A 26,543-nucleotide genomic window follows, 5' to 3' on the forward strand; every position below is an offset into this window, starting at 1 on the left:
CTAGTGTTTTTCCGTACTCGTTGCGGTCAGTGAGTTCGGGCATTCGCCGCCGAAAAGGAGGAGCCGTGTTTCTCGACTATTTTGCGCTGGGCGTGCTGGTTTTCGTCGTGATCACGTTGTTCTACGCAGTGATTGCAATCCACGACATTCCGCATCTGATAGCAAAGGCACGAAACCACCCGCATCAGGACGCGATCCATGTCGCCGGATGGGTCAGCCTCTTCACGCTTCATGCCATCTGGCCGTTCCTGTTCATCTGGGCAACGATTTACCGCGAGGATCGTGGCTGGGGCATCGGTACCGATGGAAAGCTGTCGCCGGAGGCGGAGGCAAACGCTGAAATTGCCCGCCTGCATGGACGGATCGCAGAACTCGAAGCGCAAGCGCCGGAGAAGGAGAACGCCTGATGGACCTGCTCCTCATCCTCACATATGCAGCAATCTGCTATGCGGTCTTCAAGATATTCCGAATTCCGGTAAACCAGTGGACGCTTGCCACTGCCGTCCTCGGCGGAATTTTTCTGATCGCCAGCTTGCTGCTCCTGATGAGCTATAACCACCCTTACACGAGCGACGCGCGCATCTACTTTACCTCGGCTCCCGTTATTCCCGTGGTGGGTGGCCAGGTTGTGGATGTGCCGGTGACACCGAACTCACCGCTGAAGAAGGGCGACGTTCTTTTCCGTATCGACCCCCGCCCCTACCAGTTCACGGTGGATCAGAAGAAGGCCGCGCTGGCTGAAGCCAAGCAGACGGTGCTGCAGCTGAAGGCAGCATTTGACGGCGCCAACGCAGCCGTGGCCGGCGCCGAAGCCTCGAGAGACAGATCGTTGCAGGCATTCCAGAAATTCCAGCAATCGAACGAGAACTCGAAATCGAGCGGCAAAGGCGCCGTTTATTCCGAACTCGAAGTCGAGAACAGGCGAGGCATCTACCTGACGTCGGAAGCGGCCGTCGATACCGCGCGCGCCCAGGCCGCGCAGGCAAGGCTTGCCTACGAATCCGAAATAAACGGCACGAACCCCACGGTCGCGCGGCTACAGGCCGAACTCGGCAATGCCGAGTACGATCTCGAACAGACCACGGTCCGCGCACCGAGCGCCGGCTACGTGACGCAGGTCTTTCTCCGTCCGGGAATGATGGCAAACCCGCTGCCGTTTCGGCCGGTGATGGTGTTCATCAACAGCGAGGACCAGATGCTGGCTGCGGCCTTCATCCAGAACTCGCTCCAGCGTGTGCAGGCCGGCGATGAGGCAGAGGTGGCATTCACGGCGGTCCCCGGCAAGATCTTCAAAGCGCGGGTGCAGGGGATCATCGATGTGATGTCCCAGGGCCAGTTACAGCCGACCGGCGCACTGATCGACCCGCAATCGCCCGAACGCGTATCGCCCGGGCAAACGCTCGCCCGCATTGAGCTGCTGGAGAGCACCGAGGACTATCAGCTGCCCGGCGGTGTGGTCGCCGAAGTGGCTGTCTACACACATCACTGGCACCACGTTGCCATCCTCCGAAAGGTACTTCTGCGGATGAGCAGCTGGATGAATTACGTGTTCCTCGAGCACTGACGCGGCTTCCACTGAGGAGTCTTATGGAGGGAAAGTCATGGACGAGATGCATGATCTGAAAAACCCGGAGACCGAGGCAAATCCCGACGGCAAGAACAAGCGAAAGCAGAAGTCATGGGACTATGAAAAGGAGATGGGCCGCCTGCAGGTCGAACTGGCCCATTTGCAGGCATGGGTGAAGAAATCCGGCGCAAGAATTGTCATCGTCTTCGAAGGCCGCGATGCCGCCGGCAAGGGCGGAATGATCAAGCGCATCACCGAAAAAGTCAGTCCGCGCGTCTTTCGCGTCATCGCCCTTCCTGCCCCAACTGATCGCGAGAAATCACAGATCTACATGCAGCGCTACATCGCCCATATGCCGGCAGCCGGCGAGATCGTCATCTTCGATCGCAGCTGGTACAACCGCGCGGGCGTCGATCGCGTCATGGGCTTCTGCAGCGAAAAGAAGGTGCAGCGCTTTCTCGAACTGGCGCCGCGCTTCGAGGCGGCCATCGTCGAGAGCGGCGTCACGCTGCTGAAATACTTCCTGACGGTCAGCGAAGACGAACAGGAGCGCCGCTTCAAGCGAAGGATCGACGATCCGGTCCGGCAGTGGAAACTCAGCCCGATGGATGTCGAATCCTACCAGAAGTGGTGGGACTATACGCGCGCTTACGACGAGATGCTGCGAATGACCGACAGCAACCACGCACCATGGTGGACCGTCCCCTCCGATGACAAGAAGCGTGCGCGGATCAACTGCATTTCCCACATCCTGCAATCCATCCCTTATGAACGCGTGAAGTTCGACGCCCCCGATCTCGGCAAGCGTCAAAAGCGGCCGTCGAGCTTCGTGGAGGATCACAGTGTCCGTCGCGTCGTACCAGAAACCACGTCGTGAAACCGACGTCAGAGCTGAATGCGGGGGCGGGATGCGACGATGGAGCAAACAGGCGACACGACGGCGCAAGCCAAAGATGGCGGCCAGATATCCATCGAGGCCAGAGTAAGCGATCTCGTCAGATTGGGTATCATCGGGCTTTTCGCCTATTGGACGCTGCTCCTGATTGCACCTTTTGCGCTCATCGTGGTCTGGTCGGCCATTCTTGCCGTGGCGCTTTTCCCGATGTTCGACGCGCTCTCGCGTTTCATCGGAAACCGGCCGCTGATTGCCGCGACGGCGATCGTCGTCGCCTGCCTTGTCCTCATCATCGCGCCACTGGCACTGGTTGCGGTCAATTTTGCCGATGCGGTCGAGATACTCGTCGCAAAGCTGAAAGCCGAGAACTTCACGCTGCCGGTAGCACCGCCCGCCGTTCGCGAATGGCCGGTCGTCGGCGAGCGCATCTATGCTGCGTGGAACCAGATCGCGGGCGACCTGGCGGCGAGCATCATCAAATTTCAAGACCCGATTCTGCACGCCATGGGCTTGGTCATCGTAAAGCTTGCCTCGATCAGCGGCGGCGTGCTGAGCTTCGTCGCCTCTGTCATTCTTTCCGGCTTCCTCCTCACCATGTCGACGCGACTTGCCGAGACAATACAGGTGCTGGCAAGCCGGATCGCCGGCGACAAGGGCGTAGGCTTTGCACGACTGGCCGGAACGACCGTGCGCAATGTCTCGCGGGGCGTGATCGGCGTCGCTTTCCTTCAGACGATACTGTGCGCATTATGCTTCGCATTCTTCGGGATACCGGCGCGCGGGGCACTGACCTTTCTGGTCTTTGTTCTCTGCCTGATGCAACTCGGCCCCGCGATCGTTCTCGTCCCAGCAGTCATCTGGGGATGGTTCGTTTGGCCGACATCGATCGCATTTGCCTTCACCGTCGTGGCCGTGCCGATCATGATCGTCGATAATGTCCTGAAGCCGATCCTGATGGCCAGAGGCCTATCGACGCCTATGCTGGTGATCCTTGTCGGCGTGATTGGCGGGACGCTGTCTTACGGCTTGCTTGGTCTGTTTCTTGGGCCGATCGTCCTCAGTGTATTCTATGAGCTTCTTCGGGCGTGGGCCTGGCCGCCAAAGGGCCCGAGCGAGCCCGACAACCACGCGGGCGCTTCGAGCTGACAAGCTATCGGGAGGCGGAAATCCAGATCGGCTCATGTCCAAACATCACCGGCCGGCGCAATAGCTCACGACCTCCTGTTCGATCTCCCTGCACAGTTCAGAATATTCTGCGATCAGGTTTTCCTGTCTCGGCGTTTCCTTGTGAAAGCGATCCAGAGCATCGGCCGCGAGAGCGTAGGACTCAAACATCTCGCCAAGCGTCTCCGTCGGCTGCTCCGACAAGCGCTCACGGATATCCGGAAGTCTCAACATCAATCGCCTCCGTCCGCGCTCTCGGATCATCGGTTATCTCCGCATGCATAGTGTCTGTCATACGAATTGCCTGGCGTATCGGATTGCTCCTACCCACGCAGACACGCATTTAGATCGCCTTCCGAAGAGAGCTTTGACCAATGCCATAGCTGACCAAAGAGGGAGCAGAAGCCCTTGAAAGGGCCAGGACCCTGTATCGCCTGCCAAGCTGTTCTCGGCGGTTTTATTGCTGGCGCCGCCCACCATAGATGTTACGCGATGCTACACCGATGCTGCGCACAGCCGTGGTAGCGTCGCGACGTGAAAAATCAGTCGGTCAAGGCCGGTTTCAGACAACGAGACATGCTTTGGTGTTCTTGTTGTCCTTGTGGGAGGGCTTGCTGGATGGTGAACGACCTGACCGTGCACCTTGTCGATGACCAGGAAATGCCGAGACGATCCCTGACATTCCTGCTCGTCTCTTCGGGATTTGCCGTCCGCGCATATGACAGCGTTTCGGCGTTTCTGGACCAGTTGCCAATATCCGGGAGGGCGTGCCTCATCAAAGTCATGCGAATGTCTCATCTCGATGGGCTTCAGTTGCTTGAACGGCTGAGCCTGCTCAATGCCGACATTCCGACGATCTTCGTCACCGGCGACGGTGACGTTGCCACGGCCGTCCAGGCCATGAAGGCCGGAGCGGCCGATTTTATCAAGAAGCCATTCGAGGACGAGGTCCTGATCGCCGCCATCAATCGGGTCGCGCGCCCCAAGGCCACCTCCCCATCGTCCGCAGCGGACAGCGAAAAGGTGGCCTGTCGGCTTCGGCAATTGACCGACCGGGAACATCAGGTTCTGGCGGCGGTGCTCGATGGCCTGCAGAACAAGATGATCGCCTTCAATCTTGGTATCAGCTCACGGACCGTCGAGGTTCATCGTGCCAACGTCATGGCCAAGATGGAAGCCCGCAATCTGGCAGAATTGATGCGGATGGTCCTCACCTCCAGCGAGATCGTGCCCCCTGTGCTGAACAAAACGGTCTCGCCTGCGATGCCATAACAACTACTTTAGGCTGCACTCAACAAAGCCATTGAAACCATTCATTTATGGGCTATTGTCTATTAGGGCATACTAAGACGCCAGTTGCGTGATCGTGTCGGAGGGGCATCATGAGCATCGCAAAAGCCGATCCGTCGAGCGAACAAGGACCCAAACCCGAGGACATTCTCCAGCAAATGGAGCGCGTTCTGGCAAGTGGCGAGTTTCATTCGCCCGAGCGCGGTCGAAAGTTCTTTCGGTTCGTCGTGACCGAGACCTTGGAAGGGCGATCCCAGTTCCTGAAGGCTTTCACAATCGCTAACGAGATATTCGGGAGGCAGAGTTCATTCGACGCACAGAACGATCCCGTCGTCAGGATAGAGGCTGGCCGAATTCGCAGGGGCCTGGAACGCTACTACCTCGTCGCCGGCCAGTCGGACGAGATCGTGATCACCATACCGAAGGGCGGATACGTTCCGCACTTCGAGTACGCGGCGGGATACCGAGCAGCAGACCAATCGGAGCATGGTCCCGAACGGATAGACTTGCTCCCATCGGGCGACGGGCGACTTGGCCGCAAGCTGTCGAGGACCACCCTAACAATCGGTGCGACGATCCTGATCGCGGTTGCAGGTCTCTATTTCACGGTTGCGCCAAATGGTTTCACCCTGCACGACAATCAAGCGAACCTGCCCGCTAGCGATTCATCGCGGCCGATCGTCATTGTCGATATGTTTCAGTCCGGCGATCCTGGAGGCAGTGCATCGGACATCGCTCAGGGACTGCGAGACGAAGTCATCGGTCAGCTTGCAGCCTTCGGCGATATCGTGGTTGTCGCCGACCCCTCCAAAGCCAACGACGGCAGCGCGAAGGCCTACAGTCTGCAAGGCGGTGTCCAGCGTGATGGCGACAGGCTGCGCTCGATCTTGCGCCTGGTTCGCCGTTCCGACGCAGCCGTGGTCTGGGCGAATAACTACGATGCCGACCTTCGCATCAGGAGCATTGTGCAAATCCAGGCGGACGTCGGCCAGGAGATCGCAATCGCCGTCGCACGGCCGTATGGCGCCCTCTTCTTGTCGGACACAGACAAGACAGCCCGGTCGGCAGCGACAAAGGAGGCAGGCGCGGATGATTGCACGTCGGCATATTACAGCTATCGCAGAGCAATGGATCTGCGAAGTCACACCGCAGCCCGCGATTGCCTGCAACGCGCGACGCAGCGTTCCCCCGCAAACGCCACGTCATGGGCGCTTCTTTCCCTGATCTATCTCGACGAGATGAGGTTTCGCTACAAGCTTGGTACAGCCCCGACGGCCCGGGCCACGGAACTCGCCGCTTTTGCTGCGGAGCGTGCGACCTCGATTGCACCCAATAATACCCGGGCGCTCCAGGCTTCCATGCTGGTCAGCTTTTTCAAGAACGACATAGACAAGGCATTGAAGACAGGTGCTGCTGCCTATGCGCAGAACTCCAACGATACCGAGGTCGCGGGGGAGTATGGTCTGCGATTGGCGATGTCCGGCAAATGGCAATCGGGGTGTGAGCTTATTTCAAGGGCTTTAAACAACGGCGCCGGCCCCAAGGGCTACTACGAGGTTGGAATGGCATTGTGCGCCTATATGAGGGGCGACTTGCAGGCCGCCGAGCTTTGGTCACGCATGTGCGACCTGGAATACAACCCGATGCACCGTCTGGTGCTCCTGTCGATCCTCGGTGCAGAGGGAAAGACCGCGGAAGCCGCACAGCAGAAGGATTGGCTGGGCATCAACGCGGCGGATATGATGAAAAATATTCGCCGGGAAGTCTCCCTTCGCCTCCACCGCGTGGAGGATCAGGAGCGTTTTCTCGGCGGACTTCAAGCCATGGGCATCGCCATCGAGCCTGCGGGCCGAGACACGATAAGCTCCAACTAAACCGGCTGGTTGGCCTGCACCGGCAAGCTGGCTATCGCTTCGCGGAGCCGCTTTTGATTTCGTCAATTGTCGAAATGTCCCGCACGATTTGCGCGCCGATCTCGTCTTCAAGATCGAGAACATTGCGGCCCTCCGGCTGATGATCGAACCGCTTGGCCCAGACTACGCTCCCGTCAACGCTCCTGATCAATCGAACCTGTACGCGAAGGCTGTTTTTCTCAAACGCGATGTTTCCCTGTAGATTCCATGTCGAACCGGCTGGCGGGCTGCTGGCCGCCAGAACAGGCGCAAGCACGATGATACCGTCTAGCTTCGTCAGCCGCGATATCAACTGATCACCCAGGCCACGCGCGATGTCTGCTGTGCCAGGATTGCCGCCGAGCACGACGAGCGGTTCAACAGCAATCTTCGTATGCGGCTTGACCTCGCTTGCCAGCGGGGGCACTGGCGCAGGCTTCAAATAGTGCTCCAGCGGGCGGATCATGGCGAGCATGGCAATCGCCGCGAAAACAGCAGGAACGCCGACCGGCACCAGCAGGTCCCGGTACGTCAGCTTGCGCTCGTCCTGGCGACCGGATTGCCCCATTTTCTTCGACTGACTGGCAGACGAAGAAGCGTCGGCGCCATCTCCACACTGTTCGAAGCTGGGAATATAATGCCCCTTCGGAATCGTTATTCTCACAGGATCGTCTCTGCCGCATACCAGATAGTACCGCTCCAGCGCACGCCGTATCCGGCCGGCCTCGATGCGCACGACCGGATCGCTCTGCGCGTCAAATCCTGCACCGCGACCGAAAACGACCTCTGCGATGGTGTGGGCATTGAGCTGTTCGCTTCGTCCCTCCAGCGCTTCTTCGACCACATATTTCAGGAAACGGCGCCCACGATCTGGCGCCTGGAATTCCGGGCTGTTCAGGATGCGGTCGAGTTGGTCACGGATCTCCCCACGGTCCTGTGCGGCGCCACGGTTTTCGCCGTCATTGGATGCCATCGATCCCTCCTACAGCACGACCGCTCGTCCTCAGGGCTCGGGCGTTATACACCGATCGCAGCGCCGCAGCGTCCGTAGCAATACGTAAGGGGCCATTGCAGTGTGTTCGGTTGGCGGGGTTTCCGGTGGTATGGAGCAGCGAGTACGAACGGCGATGGCCATCTAGGTATTAATCCTTAGTGGTCTCCCCTAGCTTGCAAGGTCGGCACTTTGCTTTGAAATGGTGCCGGCACGGCACATGCGGGCCGGCACGCAAGGACAACGTCCGCAGCGGCAATTGTGGTTCGGCGGTCTGCCGCCCGATATCTGAAGATGGCAAATAGGGGTTTGATTGATGGCTCACATAGCGCGCCAGCGTCTAACGAAATGCCTTGGAACATGTGCTGCGATTGCAGTCGTCGCTACTGCCGCTTTCCACACCATCGGCACCGGCGTCGTTCACGCGGACGATGATCCGTTCGAGAAATTTCCGATAGTCATCCAGTGCAAGCACAAGGACACGGTCCACGCCTTTTACCTTTCCAGGGTCGCGGCGAACGGCCTGGCGACCTATGTGGCCTCCGAGAGAATTGCCGGGACAATTTCACTGGACGGTCACGCAAAGGCGGTCGGCGGAGCGGGCGGCGGCAGTTGCGTCGGCAAAACCCTCGAAGAACTGCGGGCGTCCGGTCAGGCACATGACCTGGGCTCGCACTAGAGTCCAGGCACGCCCTCAATCACCGCAACACGCCACATGACAAGCATTGGAAATCCGCCCGCGGAGGAGACCTCGCATTGCGGCCTCCAGGCAGTCAAACTCGGACGCGGCCGTCACCCGAACCGGCTACCGCGATCCAAAGTATCCCGAGGGTCCGGAACCGTGCCGTACCCTCGCGCTTGATGGCATCTATTGAACTAGAATGCGCGCTGCAGACGGAAGAAGCCGCTGGTTACATCTTGGCCGTCATCCGGATCGAGATAGTTGACGGTTCCCTTTGCATAGAGGTTGTCGGCGATCCGGTAGTCGATGGTAACGCCAACCTTCCAGGCATCGCCCAGACCATCGAAGGAGGCCGGAATAGCGCCATTGTCGGTATCGGTGGCATAGTTGCCGAAGTACTGGCCCATCGGCGTCACCGACCATTTGTCGGTCAGCTTGATGGCGTACTCGGCAGCAACGGTCCATTCAGACTGGGCGTAATATGAGTTGGGGCCGGATGCCCACACGCCCGCCAAACCGAGAGTGCCGGGGCCGAGGTCCGCGAAGATCATGCCGCGGATGGCGCCTTCTTCGTTGTCGGTGTCGTATCCGCCGGTGACCTGATAGCTGAAGCCGCCGACCTTATCGCCAATCCCGAACGCTATACCGACGTTGTTTGATTGCTCACCAAGCTTGTAATAACCGTCTTCCAACTCGTCGGCACTAATACCGGCGTAGAAATCGCCCGTTTCATATTGGTAACGAACGGAGTTGTGCAGCGTCTCGAAGCTGGAAAGAACGTCAGGTTCGCCGCTCAGGTCGTCATCCCACCAGCTGTAGAACAGACCAGCGCGAATTCCGGCAATGTCTATGTAAGCCGAATCCAGCGTGCCGCTCGTCGATGCGTTGTCGCCGTTGTTGCGCAGAACGATAACGCCGGTGAGCGGACCATATTCCGTGTCGCTCTTGGAGGTAAACTGGACCTGCGCACGGGTACGCGCGTTCCAGTCCGATGTGCCTTTTTCATCCGGCCCGCCGTAAACTTCAAATCGCAGGTAACCGCCGATCTTGAGGCAGGTTTCGGTTCCGGGGATATAGAAGTAGCCGGTGCCATAGGCATCGCAGACGCGAACATACTCGACCGGTTCCGGCTCGGCGGCCACGATTGCGTCAGCAGCAAAGCTCGGCGTACCCACGAGTACAGCAGCGGATCCAAGCAGCATCATACGTATGGTCATGTCTCGGTCTTTCGATAGGAATGGCGTTGGCATCGCAAAATCTGTTTGGGTCGGTTCAGCCTCATGTTGCCGACCAGCCTTCATGAATCATCAAGGCTATTAATCTATTTATTTTTACTAAATTTGCCGACTCGAAGCAAAGAAGACCGCGGCAGCACGCGAAGGAAGCCAGGCAGTGTGGCGCGTGCGCAACAGATACGTGAACGCTTGAATGCACAAACGGCCGAGCACAATCATGCAGACGGCAGGCCTCCCGAGCGGGATTGACAGGCCGACTGCTTTGATCCCCGGACCGGGTTAAACAAGGGAGCGTTCCGAACCATCTACCGCCGCCCGTCGAGGCTGCGACCATTTCCGCCGTATCGCTGACGGTGAAAGACGACATGTACTCGGTCATCGATTGCCCGTCCTCCGAACGCGACATGGCGCTCCATAGATACACCCTGTTCCCTTCGCTGACCGTGGTTGAAAACATCATGTTCGGACCAAGCTTGAAGAACTGCCGAAGGCTGAATGCGCGGCGGTCGCCGACGGGGTGATTGAGGCGGTCCAGCCGAAAGGTTCAGCCCGTCCCTACCCGACCGAACTATCGGGCGGCATGCGCCAGCGCGCGGCGCTGAACGGCCACTTTAGGTAGATCTTACAGCAAGCAAAGCAACCTTTCCGTACCCGTCTGCGGAGTGCCCGCATGGCGTTTGTTTGGCTGCAGCAGCTCACGCGCGGCCTTGGACCACACCTGGATAGTGAAAAATCCGTCAATTGCACCGGGCGATCACGGGCTATTTCGCTTGCCGGCGACGCGGCCCTGGCTATGATTTATGCATATAAATCAATTGCCAAAATATCAGGCACGCCCACCAGCCGTTGGAATGGCAAAGAAATCTATCTGACATCAAAATATTTTCGATTGGACAGCGGGCTGCAACGACGCTGGACTGTCCCCCAACGGACCCAAGCCGCATTTCCCCTCCAACAAATTTGAGGCATCTGTGACATCTTCCGCTTCCCGAGACTACAACGCCACAAGACGCAGAGTATTGATCAGCCTGGGCGCCGGCGCTGTCGCACTCGCATTGCCGAATGGCACCCGCGCCCAGACAGCCGGCGCCGTGCTGAAATTCGGCCTCTCGACGTTCCCACCGACGATCAAGCCTTTCGACAATACAGGGGGCGCTGCCAATACGGTCAAGCTGATGCTGTACCGCGGACTGATGGGCTATGACGCGGCCGGCAAGCTGGTCTCGGAACTCGCCGAAAACGTGACCTGGAGCAATCCGACCACTGCCGTATTCAAACTTCGCCCGAACGCCGTGTTCCATGACGGCAGCCCGGTCACGGCTACCGACGTGGTCTACTCGCTGAACGAAATCACCAAAGAAGGCTCGACTGCCTATCTGAAAAGCGACCTGAAGATCATCACCGCAGTCGAGGCGGTGGACGACAAGACCGTGAAAATTTCGCTGAAAGCACCAAGTGCCGTCTTTCTTGACCTGATGGCCAGCTATTGCTGCCCGGTGATTTCAAAGAAAAGCACCGATGGCGCCGCGATCGGTGCCGGGCCGTTCACGATGAAGGGCAGCGAGAAAGGCGTCTATATCGAGGTGGCGCGTTTCAAGGACTACTACCTGTCGGATCAGCCCAATGTCGATGGCATCCGCTTTATCGCCTATGCCGACGAAAATCTTCGCTATGCAGCGCTGGAGGCGGGCGACGTCGATCTGATCGAGTACCTGCCCTGGACCCAGTTCGATGCGGTCGAGGCTTCGAAAACCCTGAAGATGAAGACCACGCTCGGGCCGTTCATGTTCCTGCTGTTCAACGTCACCGAAGGCCCATTCGCCAATGCCAAGGTCCGCCAGGCGGTAGGATATGCCATCGAGCGGCAGGATGTAGTCGATGCCGCCTTTGCTGGACGCGGAGTGCCACTTTACGGCCTGCCGAACCCGCAGGGCTCTCCATTCGATCTGGCCGATCCGGCGCATGAATGGAAGTATGACGTCGATAAGGCCAAGGCGTTGCTGGCAGAGGCCGGCTATCCGAACGGGTTCGAGTGCCGCCTGCTGGCAACAGCCACCTACGGCATGCACCAGGACACGGCATCCGTGGTTCAGGCGTATCTCGCAGCGATCGGCATCAATGCCACGCTTGATCTGCCCGATTGGGGTACACGCGTCAATGCTGGCAAGGAAGGCAAATACAACATCGCCGTTCACGGCACGTCGGGCAACTACAACGATCCCGATGCGCTCTGGTCGTTGCTGTATTCCGGCAACCCCTCCTACCTGCAATCATTTGGTTTCAAGAGTGCCCGCATCGATGGGCTCCTGGAACAGGGTCGCAACGAAGTCGATCCCGCCAAGCGCAAGACGATCTATCAGCAGCTGGTCGTCGCCTATTACGAAGAAGTGCCGCAGGTTCCGTTGAACTGGCGGATACAGGCCTATGCGATGAAACAATCGGTGGAAGGCTTCGAACAGCTTCCCGGATTCCTCAGCGGTTCATCAGGCTACGCGCTCGACGAGACCAAACTCGCATAGGAGCACTGCATGCTGGCCTTCATCTCTCGTCGCATGGCGGCTGCCGCTGCCATGCTGCTGGTTATCGGCACAATCATCTTCTCGCTCCTGATTATCGTGCCGGGCGACCCGGCCGAACTGTTGTTATCGACCGGCGGCGGTTCGGCGACCCCGGAGGCCATTGCCAATCTCCGGGCGAATATGGGCCTGGATCAGCCCATCATGGTCCAGTACGCGACCTTTATCTTCAATACCGCGCGGCTGGATTTCGGTACATCGATCGTCGATAACGGCTCGATTTCGTCCGCCATTGCGCTACGCCTGCCGCGCACGCTGGAGATCATCGTGGTCGGGGCGATCCTCGCGCTGCTACTGGCGATTCCGGCGGGCACGGCGGCAGGTTTGCGGGCCGGCGGCAAGTTCGACATCGCGGCATCGGCGGTGAATGCGCTCCTGACCTCCGTGCCGGGCTTCGTCGTCGGCACGCTGTTCATCTATTTCTTTGCGCAGTTGCTGGGCTGGCTGCCGGCCGGTGGCTATGTCGCGCTTGCGGCCAATCCTGTGGAACACCTGCAGATGCTGATCCTGCCGTCGCTGACCGTCGGCCTGCATCTCGCCACGATCGTCTTTCGCATGACCCGCGCCAGCGTGCTGGAGATGCGCGGTCATGACTGGGTGCGCACGGCTGTCGCCAAGGGCCTGCGCCGCAAGCAGGTGGTGCGTCGCCACATTCTGTACAATGCGCTGGGACCGATCATTACCGTGGTCGGCCTGCAGCTTGGCATTCTTCTCGGATCGACCGTCCTCGTCGAATTCGTCTACAACTGGCCTGGGCTGAGCGGGCTCCTGGTTTCGGCCGTCGAGCAGCGGGATTACCCCACCGTCCGTGCCGTTATCCTCACCGTCGCCGCCATCTTCATCGGCATCAATATGGTGATCGATATCCTGTCCTCGCTGCTTGATCCGAGGATCCGTCTGCAATGATTTCATTTCCCCGCATTCCCAAGCGCATGATCCTGCCAAGCCTGCTGCTCGCCGCATTGATCATCATTCCCTTCGCCGCTCCGCTGATCACCGCGGAAGATCCCATCAAGATCGGCGTGCGCTACCGGCTGGCCACTCCGGATCTGGCGCATTGGCTCGGGCGTGACGAGTTCGGTCGCGATCGGCTGGCCCGGGTGCTGTATGGCGGCCAGGTGTCATTGATGGTTGCTTTCGTCGCGACCACCATCGCCTGCATCGTCGGCACGCTTTTCGGCCTGGTCGGCGCCTATTTTCGCGGTCCGTCGGAGTTTGTCACAACCCGACTATCCGATATTGTGCTCTGCTTTCCGCCGATCCTGCTGGCATTGCTGGTCGTTACCCTGTTCGGGCCTGGGGCGGGCACGCTGGTGGCGGTGCTATCCGTGCTTTATTTCCCGACATTTGCCCGCATTGCCTTCTCTGAAGCGCTGCGCGTTACCTCGCTCGATTTCGTGGAGGCCTCCCGCGCACTTGGCACGCCATCGCGCCGCATCGTGCTCGGCACGATCCTGCCGAACATCGCCGGGCCACTATCAGTGCAGTATTCATTGACGGCAGCCGCGGCGATCACCATCGAAAGCGGCCTGTCGTTTCTCGGCCTCGGCGTGGTGCCGCCTGCACCGTCCTGGGGCCAGATGATCCGCGGCGCACGCCAGTTCATGAACCAGGACCCGCTCGGCATCATGATCCCCTGCGCGGCACTGGTGCTGACGATCTATGCGATCAACTTCTTCTGCGACCGCCTGCGCGACACACTGGACCCCAAGGGAGCCACCGGCAGCGGCATGGATGAAGTTTCGTTGCCGCTCGCTCTGGCAGACTCCCCGACGATCCGAGATCCCGAGGTGGTCGCCGCAATCAGCAATCTCAGGCTTGAGACGGCGCGGTTCGGAGCGCCAGTAGCGGTGATCGAGGACGTCTCGCTGACGCTGCGCGCCAATCAATGCACAGCCCTTGTCGGCGAAAGCGGCTCGGGCAAATCGCTCTCCTCGCTGGCGCTGATGGGCCTTCTGCCCGGCGCCATCCGGCAGGCGTCCGGGACGCTGCAGCTGCGGCGCAAAACCGGTGATGTTGTCGATCTGGGTTACCTCGATGCCCGTACGCTCGAAGAAATCCGCGGCAACGACATTGCCATGATCTTTCAGGAGCCGATGACCTCGCTCAATCCGATCCACAAGATCAGCGACCAGATGATCGAGGCCATTCTCGCGCATCGCCCGATGTCGAAGGCCGACGCCCGCAAACATGCAGTCGCGTTGCTGCAGCGTGTGGGCATGAACGACGCCGAACGGCGGATCGACAGCTACCCGGATCAGATGTCGGGCGGGATGCGCCAGCGCGTCATGATCGGCATGGCATTGGCCTGCGAACCGCGCCTGCTGATTGCCGACGAGCCAACGACCGCGCTCGACGTGACGATCCAGGCCGAGATCATCGAACTGCTGCACAGCCTGCGGCAGGATCAGGCAAACGGGCTTAGCCTGCTGTTCATCAGTCACAATCTCGGGATCGTCGCCGATATCGCCGACCGCGTGGCAGTGATGTATTCCGGCCAGATCGTCGAGGAAGGCCCAGCCGAGCAGATCCTGCGTGATCCGCATCATCCCTATACGCGCGCGCTCATAGACAGCATGCCCTCCTCGCATGAAGAACTGCATTCCACCGGAGGCGACCGGCTGCCGGCGATATCGGGCACGCCACCACTTCCCTCCGCCCGCCCCTCGGGCTGTGCCTTCCGCGACCGCTGTCCGATCGCAATGTCGGACTGTGCAGAAATCCGGCCGGCGCTCTATCCCAGCCCCGATGGTGAGCGCGCCGTGCGCTGTCTGCGCGCACCGGAGGCGCCGGGCGGCCTCATGAACACACAGACGGAGGCCGCATGAACCCCGCTCCACTTCTGGAAGTCCAGAACCTCAAGAAGAGCTACTCACTCGGACGAAGCGGCCTTTTCTCCCGGAAGACGCTGAAAGTTCTGCATGATGTAAGCTTCAGCGTCGCGTCAGGAGAAGTGCTGGGCCTCGTCGGCGAAAGCGGCTCCGGAAAGAGCACGATCGGCCGGGCCATCCTGCGTCTGATCGAATCCAAGAGCGACGTTATGCGCTTCGACGGACAGGATCTGAACACCATCTCGCCCGCCCGGTTGCGCGATCTGCGCAAGGAGATGCAGATCATCTTCCAGGACCCCTATGCCAGCCTCGATCCGCGCAAGACGATCCGCGCGGTCCTGTCGGAAGCGCTCGATGCGCACGGACTGCACAAAGGCCCTGCCCGCGGGCCGCGCCTGATCGAACTCGTCAATCTGGTCGGACTCGATCCAAGCTTCCTCGACCGGCGGCCGCACGAATTTTCCGGCGGACAGCGTCAGCGCATCGGCATTGCCCGCGCGCTGGCAGTCGAGCCGAGCTTCATCGTCTGCGATGAAGCAGTGTCGGCGCTCGATGTCTCCATTCAGGCGCAGGTGCTGAACCTGCTGGCCGATCTGCGCGCCAAGACAGGGGTTTCGCTGCTGTTCATCAGCCATGACCTCTCGGTCGTGCGCTACATCTCGGACCGGGTGATGGTGCTCTATCTCGGCCGGGTGATGGAAGTTGGTCCCGCCGACAAAGTGCATTTCACTCCAAAGCATCCCTACACCGCGGCGCTGGTTTCGGCTGAGCCCAGCCTGCACCGCGAAAACCGCCGCATCCGCCTGACCGGCGAGATCCCCTCGCCGCTCGCCCTTCCCTCCGGCTGTATTTTTCGCAGCCGTTGTCCCTATGCCCAGCCCGCCTGTGCTGAAACCGTCCCGCCGTTGCAAACGGTCGGCGATCAGCACCAGTCGGCCTGTCTTCGACATGACATTCTGTAAGGATCCAAACATGCTGACCGACAAGATCAAGATCGCCGAACTGACCAGCGAAGAAGCGCGCCAGTTCCTGAACGATGACGCCGTCATCCTACTGCCCATGGGTTCCCTCGAGGATCAGGGCACCCACGCGCCGATGGGCGATTATCTGGCTGCTGAAGCCGTGGCGCTCGACATTGCCCGCGCCGCACGCGCCGAAGGCATCCCAACCTTCATCGCCCCGGTCATCCCGTTTGGCGGCGCCGACTATTTCGCCTCGTCGCATGGTGGCATATCCCTCAGCCAGTCGACCCTCGTTGCCCTGCTCGACGACATGTTCGCCTGCCTCGCCCGCCACGGACTGACCAAGGTGATGGTGATCAACGGTCATGGCGGCAATGTCGGCGCAATCAACGATGTCTCGCTGAAATGGCGCCAGACCAACGGCATGTTCGTGGCTTCGATGTACCTATGGCAGATCAGCTATGAACTGCTGAAGGAGATCCTCGGCCCTGAAGCCGCAGCCAAATCCTCCGGTCATGGCGGCGATCCGCTAACGTCGGTCGGCCTGCACTACTACCCCGAAATCCTGCGCATGGATCTGGCGAAAGCACCGCCGAAGGGGCAGAAGGCGATGGGCGTCGATGTGGCAGGTTTTGCAGCGCTGAAATATGCCGGCGCCCGCCTGCAGGCGCCGATCGAGGCGATGGAAACGGCGCCGCATGGCGTGTGGGGCGGCGACCCTGTCTACTGCTCGGCTGAAACCGGGGCAGCGCTCACCGATCGCCTGGTCAAGATCGGTGCCGGCTTCATCCGCGATCATGTTTCCAAGCGCTTCGCCGCCTGAGTTCTGCAACCAAGGTGCGGCACCTGCTGGTGCCGCACTCCCGGAATAAATTCAGGTCGCCCGAAAGCTGACATAACGCGGATGAGCCGCGGCCCATTCTTCGGCTGCCTGCCGGGCGAGCTGGAATATCTGTTCGGTCTGCGCCTTGCGCGCCCGGTTTTGATGCACGCAACGAATGTCCAGTGGTGCAAGCTGGACCGTGGTGGGGATTTCGACCAGCATGCCGGTGGAGATCTCAGGCTCAAGCGACACCAGAGGCATCGCCGAAGCACCGTAGCCCGCTTTGACCATCTCGCAGATTGTCGCCAGCGAGTTGCCGGTATGCCGGGAATTCGGTCGACGCTTGGTTTCTTCGATCAGATCGGCCACAGGCCCGAACAGCGGGGACGTGTGGGGGTAGAGCACCAGCGGCAGTTCGCGCAGTTCATCGGGCGTCAATGGCCGGGTGATCTCACCGACGACATCCGGGCGGGCGACCCAGCCGACATGGTACAGAACAGAGAAACTATCCAAGATTTGCGGCAGGCCCGCTTCGCCCGTTACGAACGCCATGTCCAGGGCACCGGATTTGACCATCGGCCTGAGTTCGAGATTGGAGCCGGAATAAAAATCGACCAGCGGCGGGTCGGGCAGGTTGGCGATCTTGTGGCGCAGCGTGATCGCCCAGGTCTGGGTGACCATAGAAACGACGCCAATCGTATAACGTCTCTTTTGTTTCGCTTTCAGACGGCTGGTCAGCGTCTCACTGAGATTGAGAAAAGTCTCCGCATATTCGGCAACCTCATAGCCCTGTTCCGTCAGGGTGAAATCGGCCTGCGCGCGATCGATCAGGGGAATGCCGAAGCTCTCCTCCAATCCTGATATCCGTGCCGAAACAGCCGGTTGTGTCAGACCAATATGATCGGCGACGCGCTGATAGCTCTTGAGACGAGTGAGCCAGTAGAAGGCTTCCAACTGCTTGAAATTCATAAGGGGAGCCTAGAGCAACGCTGCGAAAAATCTACATAAAAATTTTCTATGAGAGACACAGGAATTTTTACTTTGACCATCACGCCTATCCTGCTGTGAATGGGACCTACATTAGGATGCATGAGCCAATTGAGGAAGCTCCATGAACATTGCCGTTTCCCTGCCCGCCGAAGACAAGACCGAATGGTGGTGCCAGATGCTGCGTGATTTGATGCCGGATTGGAACATCTATCCGATCAACAAGGTGCCGGATCCGGATGCGATCACCTATTCCGTGCTGTGGCGCCCCGCCACCGGCGCGATGAAGCCTTTCAAGAATCTGAAGGCGATCGTGTCGCTCGGAGCCGGCATCGACCATGTGCTGGCAGACGAGGAACTGCCATTGCACGTCCCGATCATCCGCACCGTCGGGACCGACCTGACGCAACGGATGAAAGAGTATGTGGCTTTGCATGTTCTGCGCCATCACCGCGAGTTGCCGGCCATCCAGGCCAATCAGATGCGCCAGATCTGGGAGCAGATCGTCGTGCCTCCCGCTACCCAGCGACGGGTCGGCGTGATGGGGCTTGGAAATCTGGGCGCTGTCGCCGCCGATCTGCTATCGCAGATCGGCTTTCAGGTCAGCGGCTGGTCGCGGTCCCCGAAGGATCTGCCTGGCATAAAATGCTACTCCGGTGCAGAGGGCTTCGGAGCCTTTCTGGAAGGCACGGAAATCCTTGTCTGCCTGCTGCCGCTGACCGAAAGCACCCGGGGCATTCTCAATGCCGATACCTTCAACCGCCTCAAACGCGGCGCCAGCGTCATAAACGCCGCTCGTGGTCCGCATCTGGTCGACAGCGATCTTGTCGAGGCCCTGAATTCCGGGCAGATCAGCGGGGCCACGCTCGATGTATTCCATGCCGAGCCGCTGCCGACGTCACATCCGTTCTGGACCAACCCGAAGATCACCATCACCCCGCATGTCGCCTCGCTGATCGACGCGCCGACGGGCAGCAAGATCGTCGCCAAGAACATTCGAACCTTCCACGAAACCGGCACAGTCGCCGATCTCGCGGACGCCAAGCGCGGCTACTAGCCCGATAAATTTTACTTTACTAATCCCTCCAGATCCTCCGGGCGTTTGCATGTCCGGAGGATTTTCGTTTTCTTAAATGCTTAAATTTCAGCTCATTAGCGAAATTTTCGGCTGAAATTTAGCCAAACTTTGTTCAAAATTTTTCTGATGTAACACTTAAGAAAATTCGATTGGACTTTGATGGCACGAGATCGTTGCATCGGGTGGCAATGGATATTTGAAACGCGTCCATTCTGTCGCCCCGGCCATTCGGACGCTGAAGGACCTGCCAGATCCACGCCTTACCGTGCCGCCTGCCATCCTGGCAGCCACCTCGACAATCGGGCCATTTCACCCGTCAGGAGAACATGTTGATGATTACACGTCTTCTTCCCGCCGTCATCTTCGCAGCGCTGCTCTCGACCACCGCGCAGGCGCAATCCTCCGATGTCTCGGGCGAGATCACCCTCGCTGCCTATTCAGGGGTCTTTCAGGACAAATATGAAGAGGCGGTGATCAAGCCCTTCATCGCGAAATACCCCAACGTGAAGGTGAACTATTTCGCCTCCAACGCTTCTTCGACGATGCTGGGTAACCTGCGCTCGCAGGCTGGTGACCCGCAGACCGACGTGGTGATCTTCGACGTCTCCACCTCGTTGATCGGCGACAAGGAAGAGTTGCTGGCGCCGCTGAGCACGGCAGACGTGCCGAACCTTGCCGATCTGGTGCCACAGGCAACGGTCAAGGAAGGGTATGGCCCGGCCGTGACCTTCGACAACCTTGTTGTCGTCTACAACACGCAAGCTTTCCCGACGGCCCCCACGTCCCTCGAGGTGCTCTGGGACAAGGCCTATGCAGGCAAGATGGCTGTGACATCGATGCCCTCCATTCTCGGCTCCGGCCTGATGGTGATGACCTCGGCCATGCTGAAGGAAGACTACACCAAGTCGGTCAAGCAGTCGGCCGCCAAGCTGGCCGAGATGGCACCGGGTGTACAGACCTTCGACCCCAAGCCCGATGTCTACACCCTCGTTATCAACGGCACCGATGTGCTCGGTACCGGCTGGAACGCGCGCAGCCAGTATTATGCCGATCAATCCGGCAACAAGATCGGCGTGATGCTGCCAAAGGAAGGCACCATCCTGCAGATCAATACCATCAATCTGGTCAAGGGCTCCAAGAACCCTGCTGCCGCAAAGGCCTTCATCAACTACGCGCTGTCGCCAGAGGCGCAGGCCGCATTCACGGAGGCGATGTTCTACGCGCCGGTCAATGCCAAGGCCAAGGTAAGCCCGGAGGCCACCGCCCGCACCGTGGCCGGCCAGTTGGACAAGACGCTGCCACTCGATTGGGCTTGGGCAGCAACAAAGTCCGACGAGTGGAACCAGATCTGGAAGCGACAGATCATCTCGGCCGGCAAGTGAACTGGCAGGACGGACCCATGAACCTCTCGTCACCGACAGCCCATATCCGGATCGACCAGCTTACCTTCGACTATGGCGGTGAACGCCCGGCTGTGGACTCCTTGTCTTTCGACATCGCAAAGGGCGAGTTCATAGGGCTTCTGGGTCCGTCCGGCTGCGGCAAATCCACCACGCTTCGAATGTTCGCAGGGCTTCTCGCCCCGACATCAGGGCAGATCATCATCGGCGGACAGGACATCGTGTCGCGTCCGCCGTGGGAACGCAATCTCGGCCTGGTGTTCCAATCCTACGCCCTGTTTCCCCACATGACGGTGGCGCAGAACGTTGCGTTCGGGTTGCGCCTGCGCAAAACCGGCAAGGATGAAACTGCCTCCCGTGTCGCCGACGCCTTGCGGGCAGTGCGGCTTGAGGGGTTCGGCAACCGTCGTCCCGCCGAGCTATCCGGCGGCCAGCAACAGCGTGTCGCCATTGCCCGCGCCATCGTCATCGAGCCGGAAATTCTGCTGCTCGACGAGCCACTGTCGAACCTCGATGCCCGGCTGCGCGACGAGATGCGCTTTGAGATTCGCGATATTCAGACCCGCACGGGCATCACGACATTGTTCGTCACCCATGACCAGCAGGAAGCACTGACCATGTGCGACCGGATCGCGGTGATGAATGGCGGCAAGCTCGAACAGATCGGAACACCCGTCGAAGTCTACGATCAGGCAGCGACACCTTTCGTGGCGAATTTCATCGGGCGTGCCAACAGCGTCCCGGCCACCCTCACTCACGTCGCAGGTACGCCGCAACTTAGCCATCACGGTCGGCCCCTCCCCGCACCACGCGCAGAAGATCTGCCCCATGGTTCTCTTGACGGTGCCAGGCTTTCCGCGTTGATCCGCCCCCATGCCATCCGGCTCTCGAAACCGGATGGCGGGCTGACGGCGCGCGTGGTCCGCAACGTTTTCGTCGGCAGCCTCATCGAAGTGGAGTTGCAACTCGGCGACAACCAAACCCTGGTCGCAGAACTTCGCCCCGGCAGCGACGAGGCACAGCTTGCCCAACCGGGCGCCGAAGTCGCGCTCAGCTGGCGGCCGACCGATATGCGGATCTTCGCCGCATGAACCGCTTTACCGTTCCCGGCACCAGCACACGATTGACCCCATGGCTGCTTCTCAGCCCGGTTCTGATCGTGCTGGCCATCTCCTTCGTTGCCCCGATCCTGTGGCTGTTCCGCATGTCGCTGAACATCTCGGATTTTGGCGCAATTACCAAGGCCATCAGCCTGCAGACCTATATCGGCATCCTGCAGGACAACTATTATCTCGAGCTTCTGGGCCGGACCCTGCGTGTGTCAGCCACCTGTTCTGTGGTGGCTCTTCTGCTCGCCTATCCGATGGCGCTGACGCTTTCGCGGATGACGTCGCGCTGGCGCACCCCGCTGACGGTGCTTGCCGCATCGCCGCTGCTGATCTCCGCGGTGGTTCGATCCTTCGGCTGGCTGGTGACGCTTGGAGATGCCGGTCCGGTCAACCATCTGTTGCGGATCTTGGGGTTGACGTCCGAACCGCTGCATATGGTCAACAACTATTCGGGCGTCATCATCGGCCTGTCCGAGAGCATTATGCCTTATATGTTCCTCACCATCGCTGCCGGGCTTGGCAAGCTGGACAGGCGACTGGACGACGCGGCGATGTCGCTCGGCGCACCGCCACAGAAGGTATTCTGGCATGTCACCCTGCCGCTCAGCCTGCCGGCAATCCTGGCCGGATTGACGATCGGCTTCGTGCTTTGCGTTTCCTCGTTCATCACTCCGTCCCTGCTTGGCGGCGGCCGGGTGTTCCTGCTGGCGACCGAGGTCTACGACCTTGCCCTGGTCACGCTCGACTGGCCGACAGCAGCCGCACTTTCCTTTCTCATGCTGGCGTTTTTTGTCATTGCGATGGGGCTGGCAGGCCTCGTTCTTCGATTGCTGACGCGGAGGAATTGAGACATGACGAGGTTCCTCTCCGGGCTCTCCCGCACCTATGTCACCCTGGTCTTCTGCATCGTCTTCATGCCGATGGCGATGATCCTGGTCATTTCGTTCAGCGCCGACAGCTATCTGTCGTTCCCGCCCTCGGGATGGAGCCTCAAATGGTATGGAGCCGTGCTTGGCAACACCAGCTTCATGCAGGGGTTCCGCAACAGCGCGTTGATTGCGGTGATCGTCGCCTTCCTCAGCCTCGCCCTTGGCCTGCCGGCTGCCTATGCGCTGGTGCGTCTCGATTTTCCGGGCCGCAACCTGATCCGAAGCCTTGTGATCGCACCGCTGATCCTGCCCGCGATGATGCTAGGCCTGGGTATCCTCATGGTCTTCACCCCGGCGGGCCTCGTTGCCACCTATCCCGGGCTGGTACTGGCCCATCTGGTCATGACGCTTCCCTTCAGCATCCGCATCCTGCAGACGACACTGAGCAATCTCGGCACGGATGTCGATGAGGCAGCGATGACGCTGGGCGCACGTCCGTTGCAGGTCTTCATGCAAATCACCCTGCCAAGGCTGACACCCGGTGTGATCGCCTCAAGCGCCATCGCGCTCATCCTGTCCTTCGACGAGATCGTGCTGTCGCTCTTCATCGTCGGGCCACGGCTGCAGACTTTGCCGGTTGCCCTCTACCGCTATGTCGATGAACGGACCGATCCGATGGTCGCCGTCCTGGCGGTGCTGATGATCACCCTCTCGCTTGCCATCGTGCTCGTTGTCGAACGTAGCATCGGCTTTGCCAAGGCCTTTGGCCGCTAACTCTTCACTTCACAGATTGGAGCCGAAAATGAGCTATAAAATCAATCCGATGCCCGCACAGATCGCCAAGGAAGACCTGGACCTCCTGGCACAGGTCGAAACCGCGACGCTCGGCCACTGGCGGCATTTCGGCTTTCTCCACCGGCAGATCCAGCCGCTGATCCCGGGTCGCCGGGTCGTCGGCACCGCCGTCACCATCGCCATCCCCGGCCCTGATTCCACCCTGCTGCACCATCTGCTGAGCCTGATCCGCCCAGGCGACTTCGTCATCGTCGATCGACTGCACGACGACCGCTATGCCTGCTGGGGTGGTGGCGTGACCGTCGGCGCGAAAGCGGCAGGTGCGGTGGGCGCCGTGGTTGACGGCCCCTGCACCGATCTTGAAGAAATCGTCCAGTCCGATTTCCCGATGTGGTGCCGCGGCATCTCGCCGATCACCACCCGGATCTATGATCTCGGCGGTGCCATCAACGTGCCGGTCTCGGTCGGCAATACAGTGGTCATGCCGGGCGACGCGGTTCTGGCAGATGAAAGCGGCGTGATCGTTCTGTCACCCGACGAAGTGGCAGCGGAGGCACAGAAAGCCATCGACACGCAGATCCGCGGCAAGGCGCGCGAAGCGAGCGTTCGCGAAACCGGGGTTAAACTCGGTGATCTCTCGGGCGCCACCGCTAAAGTTCTGGCAAAGCTCCTCTGATCCATGCTCTCTATGGCCGGGGCACAGTGCCCCGGTTAACCTGCCTCCACTGCCGTGCATCCTAAATTGAGATCCGACATGACCCCTGCTGCGCTTCCCTTCACCTGCGAGAAATCCCCGGCCAGCGGCGCGGGTGGCATGGTGGTCACCAACCATCCCCTGGGCTCGGCAGCCGGGTTCGAAATCCTGTCGGCGGGCGGCAACGCGGTCGATGCCGCCGTCGCCTCTCTCTTGGCATTGACCGTGGTCGAGCCGATGATGGTCGGCATCGCCGGCGGCGGTCTTTCGCACATACGGCTGGCCGATGGGCGGCATGTGGTGATCGACGCGCTATCGGCGGCGGCAGCAACAATGCATCCCGAGATCTATGAACCGGTTTCGGATGAACCGGCGCGTTATATGGACGCCAAGGGCCGGCGCAACATTATCGGCGCATCCTCCGTGGCCGTGCCCGGCAATCTGGCGGGCTGGTGCGACATGCAGGCGCGGTACGGCAAGCTGCCATTTGCCGATGTCGTCGAACCGGCGATCCGGCTGGCGGCACGCGGCTTTGCAGTGACCCATTACCTCTCGGGTGCCATTGGCGAGGCCGCAGGCGAGCTGTCGCAGGACGCCGAAATCGCCGGCATTCTGATGCCCGGCGGCGCGGCACCTGCACCGGGAGATCGCCTGGTGATGGGCGATTACGCCGAGAGCCTGCGATTGATCCAGCGCGAGGGAGCGGCAGCGCTTCACGGCGGCGCACTGGGTGCTGCTCTGGCGGCACGCATGCAGACCGGCGGCGACGATGCCGGCTGGGTCACGCAGGACGACCTGCGCGCCTACCGCCCGATCGAGCGCAAGCCGATTATCGGCAGCTATCGCGGTTTCGAGATTGCAGGGCCACCCCCGCCAGCCTCTTCCGGTGTGCATGTCACGCAAATGCTGAACATGCTGGAAGCCTATGACATCGCCGGCATGGGCTTTGGCACCCCCGCATCGCTGCATCTTCTGGCCGAAGTCATCCGCATCGCCTTTGCCGACCGGCGTGCCCATTCAGGCGACCCGGCCTTTGTCGATGTGCCGGTCGAACGGCTGACCTCAAAGGCCTATGCCGCCGAATGCCGAGCGCAGATCCGCCAGGTTGCGAGCCTGCCGGCACCCTATGCGCCGGGCTATGAAAGTCACGACACCACCCATATCACCATCGCTGATAGGGACGGCAACATCGTCAGCGCTACCCACACGATCAACGGGCTTTTCGGCGCCCGCTTGGCTGTGCCGGGCACCGGCATCATCCCCAACAACTACATGAGCAACTTCGACCCGCATCCTGGCCACGCGCTATCGGTCGTCCCCGGAAAGCGGGTGCCGACATCGATGGCCCCGATGATCCTGATGAAGGATGGTGCGCCGGTGTATGCGCTCGGCCTGCCGGGCGGCCTGCGGATCTTTCCGTCGACCATGCAGGCGATCGTCAACCTCGTCGATCACAAGATGAGCCTGCAACAGGCTGTGGAAGCGCCTCGCATCTGGACGCAGGGCCAGGAGGTCGAAATCGAGCAGGCTTACGCACCACAGCAGGCAGCACTCGAAGAACTGGGCCACGATGTCCGGGTGATGCCGCATATCGGCGGCGGAATGAATGCGATTGCCTTCGGCGAGACGATGACGGGTGCCGCCTGCTGGCGCGCCGACGGCACCGTCGCCGCGCTCGGTGGCGGATTGGCCCGTCCGGGCGTACGGTTCTGGCCGGACAAGGCGCTGGCAAAGCCTGCGCAAAGCTGATGGAACGCAATCACACACGCAAGAAAATCTGGCCCGGCAGCGTCAAACGCCGACACCTTTATCGACTGGTAGCGAGCGAAACGTCGTTCAGACATTTGATACTTCAGGCATCCGAAAGAGGCCGCCGATGACACAACACTATATGCTACTGACAGGGGCCAGCCGCGGAATAGGACATGCCACGGTAAAGCTGTTCCTCGAGAAAGGCTGGCGCGTTCTGACGGTGTCCCGGCAGCCATTCTCCGAGGAGTGCCGCTGGCCGTCAGCCCGGGAAAGCCATATCCAGGCTGATCTGGCCGATCTCTCGCAGATCGACAAGCTTGTCGCCGACGTCCGCGAGCGCTTGGACGGCGCGCCCTTGCATGCATTGGTGAACAATGCTGGAATTTCACCGAAAGGCCCCGACGGCGCGCGTCTGGGTGTGGTCGGTTCCGACGCGCAAACCTGGACGACGGTCCTTAATGTCAATCTGGTCTCGATTGCGTTGCTCGCGCGAGCCTTGCTGCCTGAACTTGAAGCAGCGCAGGGATCAATCGTCAACGTGACCTCTATCGCGGGCTCCCGGGTGCATCCATTTGCCGGCGTTGCCTATGCCGCCTCGAAGGCCGGCCTTGCGGCGTTGACACGAGAGATCGCCCATGAGTTCGGCTCACACGGCGTTCGTGCAAATGCCATCGCGCCCGGCGAAATCGCGACCTCGATCCTTTCTCCGGGTACCGATCTGCTGGTGGAGTCAACCGTGCCGATGAAGAGACTTGGCACCCCGCGGGAAGTTGCCGAGACGATCCACTTCCTGTGCAGCGATGCATCCGCCTACATCAACGGCGCCGAAATCCACATCAATGGCGGGCAGCATGTCTAAACCCGGCGATCCGCCCCCACGCGTCGCTCGATTGCTGCCGATCCGGACCAAATTCACGATCGCCTGAATGCCGCGTCGAGCAGGACAGCCCT

General features: G+C 60.3%; 25 protein-coding genes. 21 read left to right on the top strand and 4 right to left on the bottom strand.

Annotated features, from left to right (window positions below; genetic code table 11):
* Positions 1 to 65 precede the first annotated feature (65 nt).
* From GVL52_RS02675 to GVL52_RS02690, 4 genes are read left to right on the top strand one after another with little or no spacing between them, the layout of a single operon-like run.
* On the top strand, positions 66 to 407 hold the full coding sequence (locus tag GVL52_RS02675; RefSeq protein ID WP_160003799.1) for a DUF3302 domain-containing protein: 342 nt from the start codon (positions 66 to 68) through the stop codon (positions 405 to 407).
* On the top strand, positions 407 to 1,564 hold the full coding sequence (locus GVL52_RS02680; RefSeq protein ID WP_160003801.1) for an HlyD family secretion protein: 1,158 nt from the start codon (positions 407 to 409) through the stop codon (positions 1,562 to 1,564). The genes GVL52_RS02675 and GVL52_RS02680 overlap by 1 nt, the downstream gene beginning before the upstream one ends.
* Before the next feature lie 37 nt (positions 1,565 to 1,601).
* Positions 1,602 to 2,444, top strand: a complete 843-nt coding sequence (gene ppk2, locus GVL52_RS02685; RefSeq protein WP_160003803.1) for a polyphosphate kinase 2 — start codon at positions 1,602 to 1,604, stop codon at positions 2,442 to 2,444.
* Between the two features lie 39 nt (positions 2,445 to 2,483).
* Positions 2,484 to 3,608, top strand: coding sequence for an AI-2E family transporter (locus GVL52_RS02690; protein WP_160003804.1), 1,125 nt, complete (start codon positions 2,484 to 2,486; stop codon positions 3,606 to 3,608).
* 45 nt (positions 3,609 to 3,653) lie between these two features.
* On the opposite strand, the gene GVL52_RS02695 is transcribed toward GVL52_RS02690, so the two are convergent.
* Positions 3,654 to 3,890 carry a hypothetical protein gene (locus GVL52_RS02695; protein WP_160003806.1) on the bottom strand — a complete coding sequence of 79 codons (237 nt, stop codon included), beginning with the start codon at positions 3,888 to 3,890 and terminating at the stop codon, positions 3,654 to 3,656.
* 354 nt (positions 3,891 to 4,244) lie between these two features.
* Between GVL52_RS02695 and GVL52_RS02700 the strand changes: the two genes are divergently transcribed.
* Complete coding sequence (locus GVL52_RS02700) at positions 4,245 to 4,898, top strand: response regulator transcription factor (protein ID WP_160003808.1); 654 nt, start codon at positions 4,245 to 4,247, stop codon at positions 4,896 to 4,898.
* Between the two features lie 110 nt (positions 4,899 to 5,008).
* Entirely contained in the window at positions 5,009 to 6,790 is a 1,782-nt protein-coding gene (locus GVL52_RS02705) for a hypothetical protein (RefSeq protein ID WP_160003810.1), read from the top strand.
* A gap of 31 nt (positions 6,791 to 6,821) precedes the next feature.
* Here GVL52_RS02705 and GVL52_RS02710 read toward each other — a convergent pair whose 3' ends face one another.
* Positions 6,822 to 7,781 (bottom strand): hypothetical protein, encoded by a 960-nt coding sequence (locus GVL52_RS02710; RefSeq protein ID WP_160003812.1) that lies wholly within the window; start codon positions 7,779 to 7,781, stop codon positions 6,822 to 6,824.
* Between the two features lie 334 nt (positions 7,782 to 8,115).
* Here GVL52_RS02710 and GVL52_RS02715 point away from each other — a divergent pair, with 334 nt between their 5' ends.
* Positions 8,116 to 8,478: a hypothetical protein gene (locus GVL52_RS02715; RefSeq protein WP_244619073.1), complete on the top strand. Its 363-nt coding sequence runs from the start codon at positions 8,116 to 8,118 to the stop codon at positions 8,476 to 8,478.
* A gap of 197 nt (positions 8,479 to 8,675) precedes the next feature.
* On the opposite strand, the gene GVL52_RS02720 is transcribed toward GVL52_RS02715, so the two are convergent.
* Positions 8,676 to 9,698: a porin gene (locus tag GVL52_RS02720; RefSeq protein ID WP_160003814.1), complete on the bottom strand. Its 1,023-nt coding sequence runs from the start codon at positions 9,696 to 9,698 to the stop codon at positions 8,676 to 8,678.
* 688 nt (positions 9,699 to 10,386) lie between these two features.
* On the opposite strand from GVL52_RS02720, the gene GVL52_RS02725 reads away from it, so the two are divergent.
* Genes GVL52_RS02725 through GVL52_RS02750 form a run of 6 tightly spaced genes read left to right on the top strand, consistent with a single transcriptional unit; the run spans position 10,387 to position 16,908 of the window.
* On the top strand, positions 10,387 to 10,680 hold the full coding sequence (locus GVL52_RS02725; protein ID WP_160003815.1) for a hypothetical protein: 294 nt from the start codon (positions 10,387 to 10,389) through the stop codon (positions 10,678 to 10,680).
* 55 nt (positions 10,681 to 10,735) lie between these two features.
* On the top strand, positions 10,736 to 12,235 hold the full coding sequence (locus GVL52_RS02730) for an ABC transporter substrate-binding protein (protein ID WP_244619074.1): 1,500 nt from the start codon (positions 10,736 to 10,738) through the stop codon (positions 12,233 to 12,235).
* 9 nt (positions 12,236 to 12,244) lie between these two features.
* Positions 12,245 to 13,198 carry an ABC transporter permease gene (locus GVL52_RS02735; protein ID WP_160003819.1) on the top strand — a complete coding sequence of 318 codons (954 nt, stop codon included), beginning with the start codon at positions 12,245 to 12,247 and terminating at the stop codon, positions 13,196 to 13,198.
* Positions 13,195 to 15,120, top strand: coding sequence for a dipeptide/oligopeptide/nickel ABC transporter permease/ATP-binding protein (locus GVL52_RS02740; RefSeq protein WP_160003821.1), 1,926 nt, complete (start codon positions 13,195 to 13,197; stop codon positions 15,118 to 15,120). Before GVL52_RS02735 ends, GVL52_RS02740 begins: the two co-directional genes overlap by 4 nt.
* The gene (locus GVL52_RS02745; protein ID WP_160003823.1) at positions 15,117 to 16,085 is read left to right on the top strand and encodes an ABC transporter ATP-binding protein; all 969 of its coding nucleotides are present in this window, start codon (positions 15,117 to 15,119) and stop codon (positions 16,083 to 16,085) included. The genes GVL52_RS02740 and GVL52_RS02745 overlap by 4 nt, the downstream gene beginning before the upstream one ends.
* Before the next feature lie 10 nt (positions 16,086 to 16,095).
* Positions 16,096 to 16,908, top strand: a complete 813-nt coding sequence (locus GVL52_RS02750) for a creatininase family protein (RefSeq protein WP_160003825.1) — start codon at positions 16,096 to 16,098, stop codon at positions 16,906 to 16,908.
* A 51-nt stretch (positions 16,909 to 16,959) separates the two neighbouring features.
* Here GVL52_RS02750 and GVL52_RS02755 read toward each other — a convergent pair whose 3' ends face one another.
* Positions 16,960 to 17,877: a LysR family transcriptional regulator gene (locus GVL52_RS02755; RefSeq protein ID WP_160003827.1), complete on the bottom strand. Its 918-nt coding sequence runs from the start codon at positions 17,875 to 17,877 to the stop codon at positions 16,960 to 16,962.
* Positions 17,878 to 18,019: 142 nt separating this feature from the next.
* Here GVL52_RS02755 and GVL52_RS02760 point away from each other — a divergent pair, with 142 nt between their 5' ends.
* The 8 genes from GVL52_RS02760 to GVL52_RS02795 all read left to right on the top strand — a co-directional run bounded on the left by GVL52_RS02760 (position 18,020) and on the right by GVL52_RS02795 (position 26,451).
* The gene (locus GVL52_RS02760; protein WP_160003828.1) at positions 18,020 to 18,952 is read left to right on the top strand and encodes a glyoxylate/hydroxypyruvate reductase A; all 933 of its coding nucleotides are present in this window, start codon (positions 18,020 to 18,022) and stop codon (positions 18,950 to 18,952) included.
* A gap of 353 nt (positions 18,953 to 19,305) precedes the next feature.
* Positions 19,306 to 20,355 (top strand): ABC transporter substrate-binding protein, encoded by a 1,050-nt coding sequence (locus tag GVL52_RS02765; RefSeq protein ID WP_160003830.1) that lies wholly within the window; start codon positions 19,306 to 19,308, stop codon positions 20,353 to 20,355.
* A gap of 17 nt (positions 20,356 to 20,372) precedes the next feature.
* A complete protein-coding gene (locus GVL52_RS02770) occupies positions 20,373 to 21,464 on the top strand; it encodes an ABC transporter ATP-binding protein (RefSeq protein WP_160003993.1) in 1,092 nt (363 codons plus the stop codon).
* Positions 21,461 to 22,330, top strand: a complete 870-nt coding sequence (locus GVL52_RS02775; RefSeq protein ID WP_160003832.1) for an ABC transporter permease — start codon at positions 21,461 to 21,463, stop codon at positions 22,328 to 22,330. Before GVL52_RS02770 ends, GVL52_RS02775 begins: the two co-directional genes overlap by 4 nt.
* Before the next feature lie 3 nt (positions 22,331 to 22,333).
* Complete coding sequence (locus GVL52_RS02780) at positions 22,334 to 23,125, top strand: ABC transporter permease (protein ID WP_160003834.1); 792 nt, start codon at positions 22,334 to 22,336, stop codon at positions 23,123 to 23,125.
* A 28-nt stretch (positions 23,126 to 23,153) separates the two neighbouring features.
* A complete protein-coding gene (locus tag GVL52_RS02785) occupies positions 23,154 to 23,822 on the top strand; it encodes an RraA family protein (RefSeq protein WP_160003836.1) in 669 nt (222 codons plus the stop codon).
* A gap of 78 nt (positions 23,823 to 23,900) precedes the next feature.
* Complete coding sequence (gene ggt, locus GVL52_RS02790; RefSeq protein WP_160003837.1) at positions 23,901 to 25,589, top strand: gamma-glutamyltransferase; 1,689 nt, start codon at positions 23,901 to 23,903, stop codon at positions 25,587 to 25,589.
* 127 nt (positions 25,590 to 25,716) lie between these two features.
* Complete coding sequence (locus tag GVL52_RS02795; RefSeq protein ID WP_160003838.1) at positions 25,717 to 26,451, top strand: SDR family NAD(P)-dependent oxidoreductase; 735 nt, start codon at positions 25,717 to 25,719, stop codon at positions 26,449 to 26,451.
* The last annotated feature ends 92 nt before the right edge of the window (positions 26,452 to 26,543 follow it).

This window comes from Rhizobium sp. 18055 (assembly GCF_902706285.1).
Taxonomy (GTDB): domain Bacteria; phylum Pseudomonadota; class Alphaproteobacteria; order Rhizobiales; family Rhizobiaceae; genus Rhizobium.

Bases quoted from the DNA above. Each gene is read 5' to 3' on its own strand.
- GVL52_RS02680 (WP_160003801.1), top strand. From the start codon at position 407: ATGGACCTGCTCCTCATCCTCACATATGCAGCAATCTGCTATGCGGTC.
- ppk2 (WP_160003803.1), top strand. From the start codon at position 1,602: ATGGACGAGATGCATGATCTGAAAAACCCGGAGACCGAGGCAAATCCC.
- GVL52_RS02690 (WP_160003804.1), top strand. From the start codon at position 2,484: ATGGAGCAAACAGGCGACACGACGGCGCAAGCCAAAGATGGCGGCCAG.
- GVL52_RS02695 (WP_160003806.1), bottom strand. From the start codon at position 3,890: ATGATCCGAGAGCGCGGACGGAGGCGATTGATGTTGAGACTTCCGGAT.
- GVL52_RS02700 (WP_160003808.1), top strand. From the start codon at position 4,245: ATGGTGAACGACCTGACCGTGCACCTTGTCGATGACCAGGAAATGCCG.
- GVL52_RS02705 (WP_160003810.1), top strand. From the start codon at position 5,009: ATGAGCATCGCAAAAGCCGATCCGTCGAGCGAACAAGGACCCAAACCC.
- GVL52_RS02710 (WP_160003812.1), bottom strand. From the start codon at position 7,781: ATGGCATCCAATGACGGCGAAAACCGTGGCGCCGCACAGGACCGTGGG.
- GVL52_RS02715 (WP_244619073.1), top strand. From the start codon at position 8,116: ATGGCTCACATAGCGCGCCAGCGTCTAACGAAATGCCTTGGAACATGT.
- GVL52_RS02720 (WP_160003814.1), bottom strand. From the start codon at position 9,698: ATGACCATACGTATGATGCTGCTTGGATCCGCTGCTGTACTCGTGGGT.
- GVL52_RS02725 (WP_160003815.1), top strand. From the start codon at position 10,387: ATGGCGTTTGTTTGGCTGCAGCAGCTCACGCGCGGCCTTGGACCACAC.
- GVL52_RS02735 (WP_160003819.1), top strand. From the start codon at position 12,245: ATGCTGGCCTTCATCTCTCGTCGCATGGCGGCTGCCGCTGCCATGCTG.
- GVL52_RS02740 (WP_160003821.1), top strand. From the start codon at position 13,195: ATGATTTCATTTCCCCGCATTCCCAAGCGCATGATCCTGCCAAGCCTG.
- GVL52_RS02745 (WP_160003823.1), top strand. From the start codon at position 15,117: ATGAACCCCGCTCCACTTCTGGAAGTCCAGAACCTCAAGAAGAGCTAC.
- GVL52_RS02750 (WP_160003825.1), top strand. From the start codon at position 16,096: ATGCTGACCGACAAGATCAAGATCGCCGAACTGACCAGCGAAGAAGCG.
- GVL52_RS02755 (WP_160003827.1), bottom strand. From the start codon at position 17,877: ATGAATTTCAAGCAGTTGGAAGCCTTCTACTGGCTCACTCGTCTCAAG.
- GVL52_RS02760 (WP_160003828.1), top strand. From the start codon at position 18,020: ATGAACATTGCCGTTTCCCTGCCCGCCGAAGACAAGACCGAATGGTGG.
- GVL52_RS02765 (WP_160003830.1), top strand. From the start codon at position 19,306: ATGATTACACGTCTTCTTCCCGCCGTCATCTTCGCAGCGCTGCTCTCG.
- GVL52_RS02770 (WP_160003993.1), top strand. From the start codon at position 20,373: ATGAACCTCTCGTCACCGACAGCCCATATCCGGATCGACCAGCTTACC.
- GVL52_RS02775 (WP_160003832.1), top strand. From the start codon at position 21,461: ATGAACCGCTTTACCGTTCCCGGCACCAGCACACGATTGACCCCATGG.
- GVL52_RS02780 (WP_160003834.1), top strand. From the start codon at position 22,334: ATGACGAGGTTCCTCTCCGGGCTCTCCCGCACCTATGTCACCCTGGTC.
- GVL52_RS02785 (WP_160003836.1), top strand. From the start codon at position 23,154: ATGAGCTATAAAATCAATCCGATGCCCGCACAGATCGCCAAGGAAGAC.
- ggt (WP_160003837.1), top strand. From the start codon at position 23,901: ATGACCCCTGCTGCGCTTCCCTTCACCTGCGAGAAATCCCCGGCCAGC.
- GVL52_RS02795 (WP_160003838.1), top strand. From the start codon at position 25,717: ATGACACAACACTATATGCTACTGACAGGGGCCAGCCGCGGAATAGGA.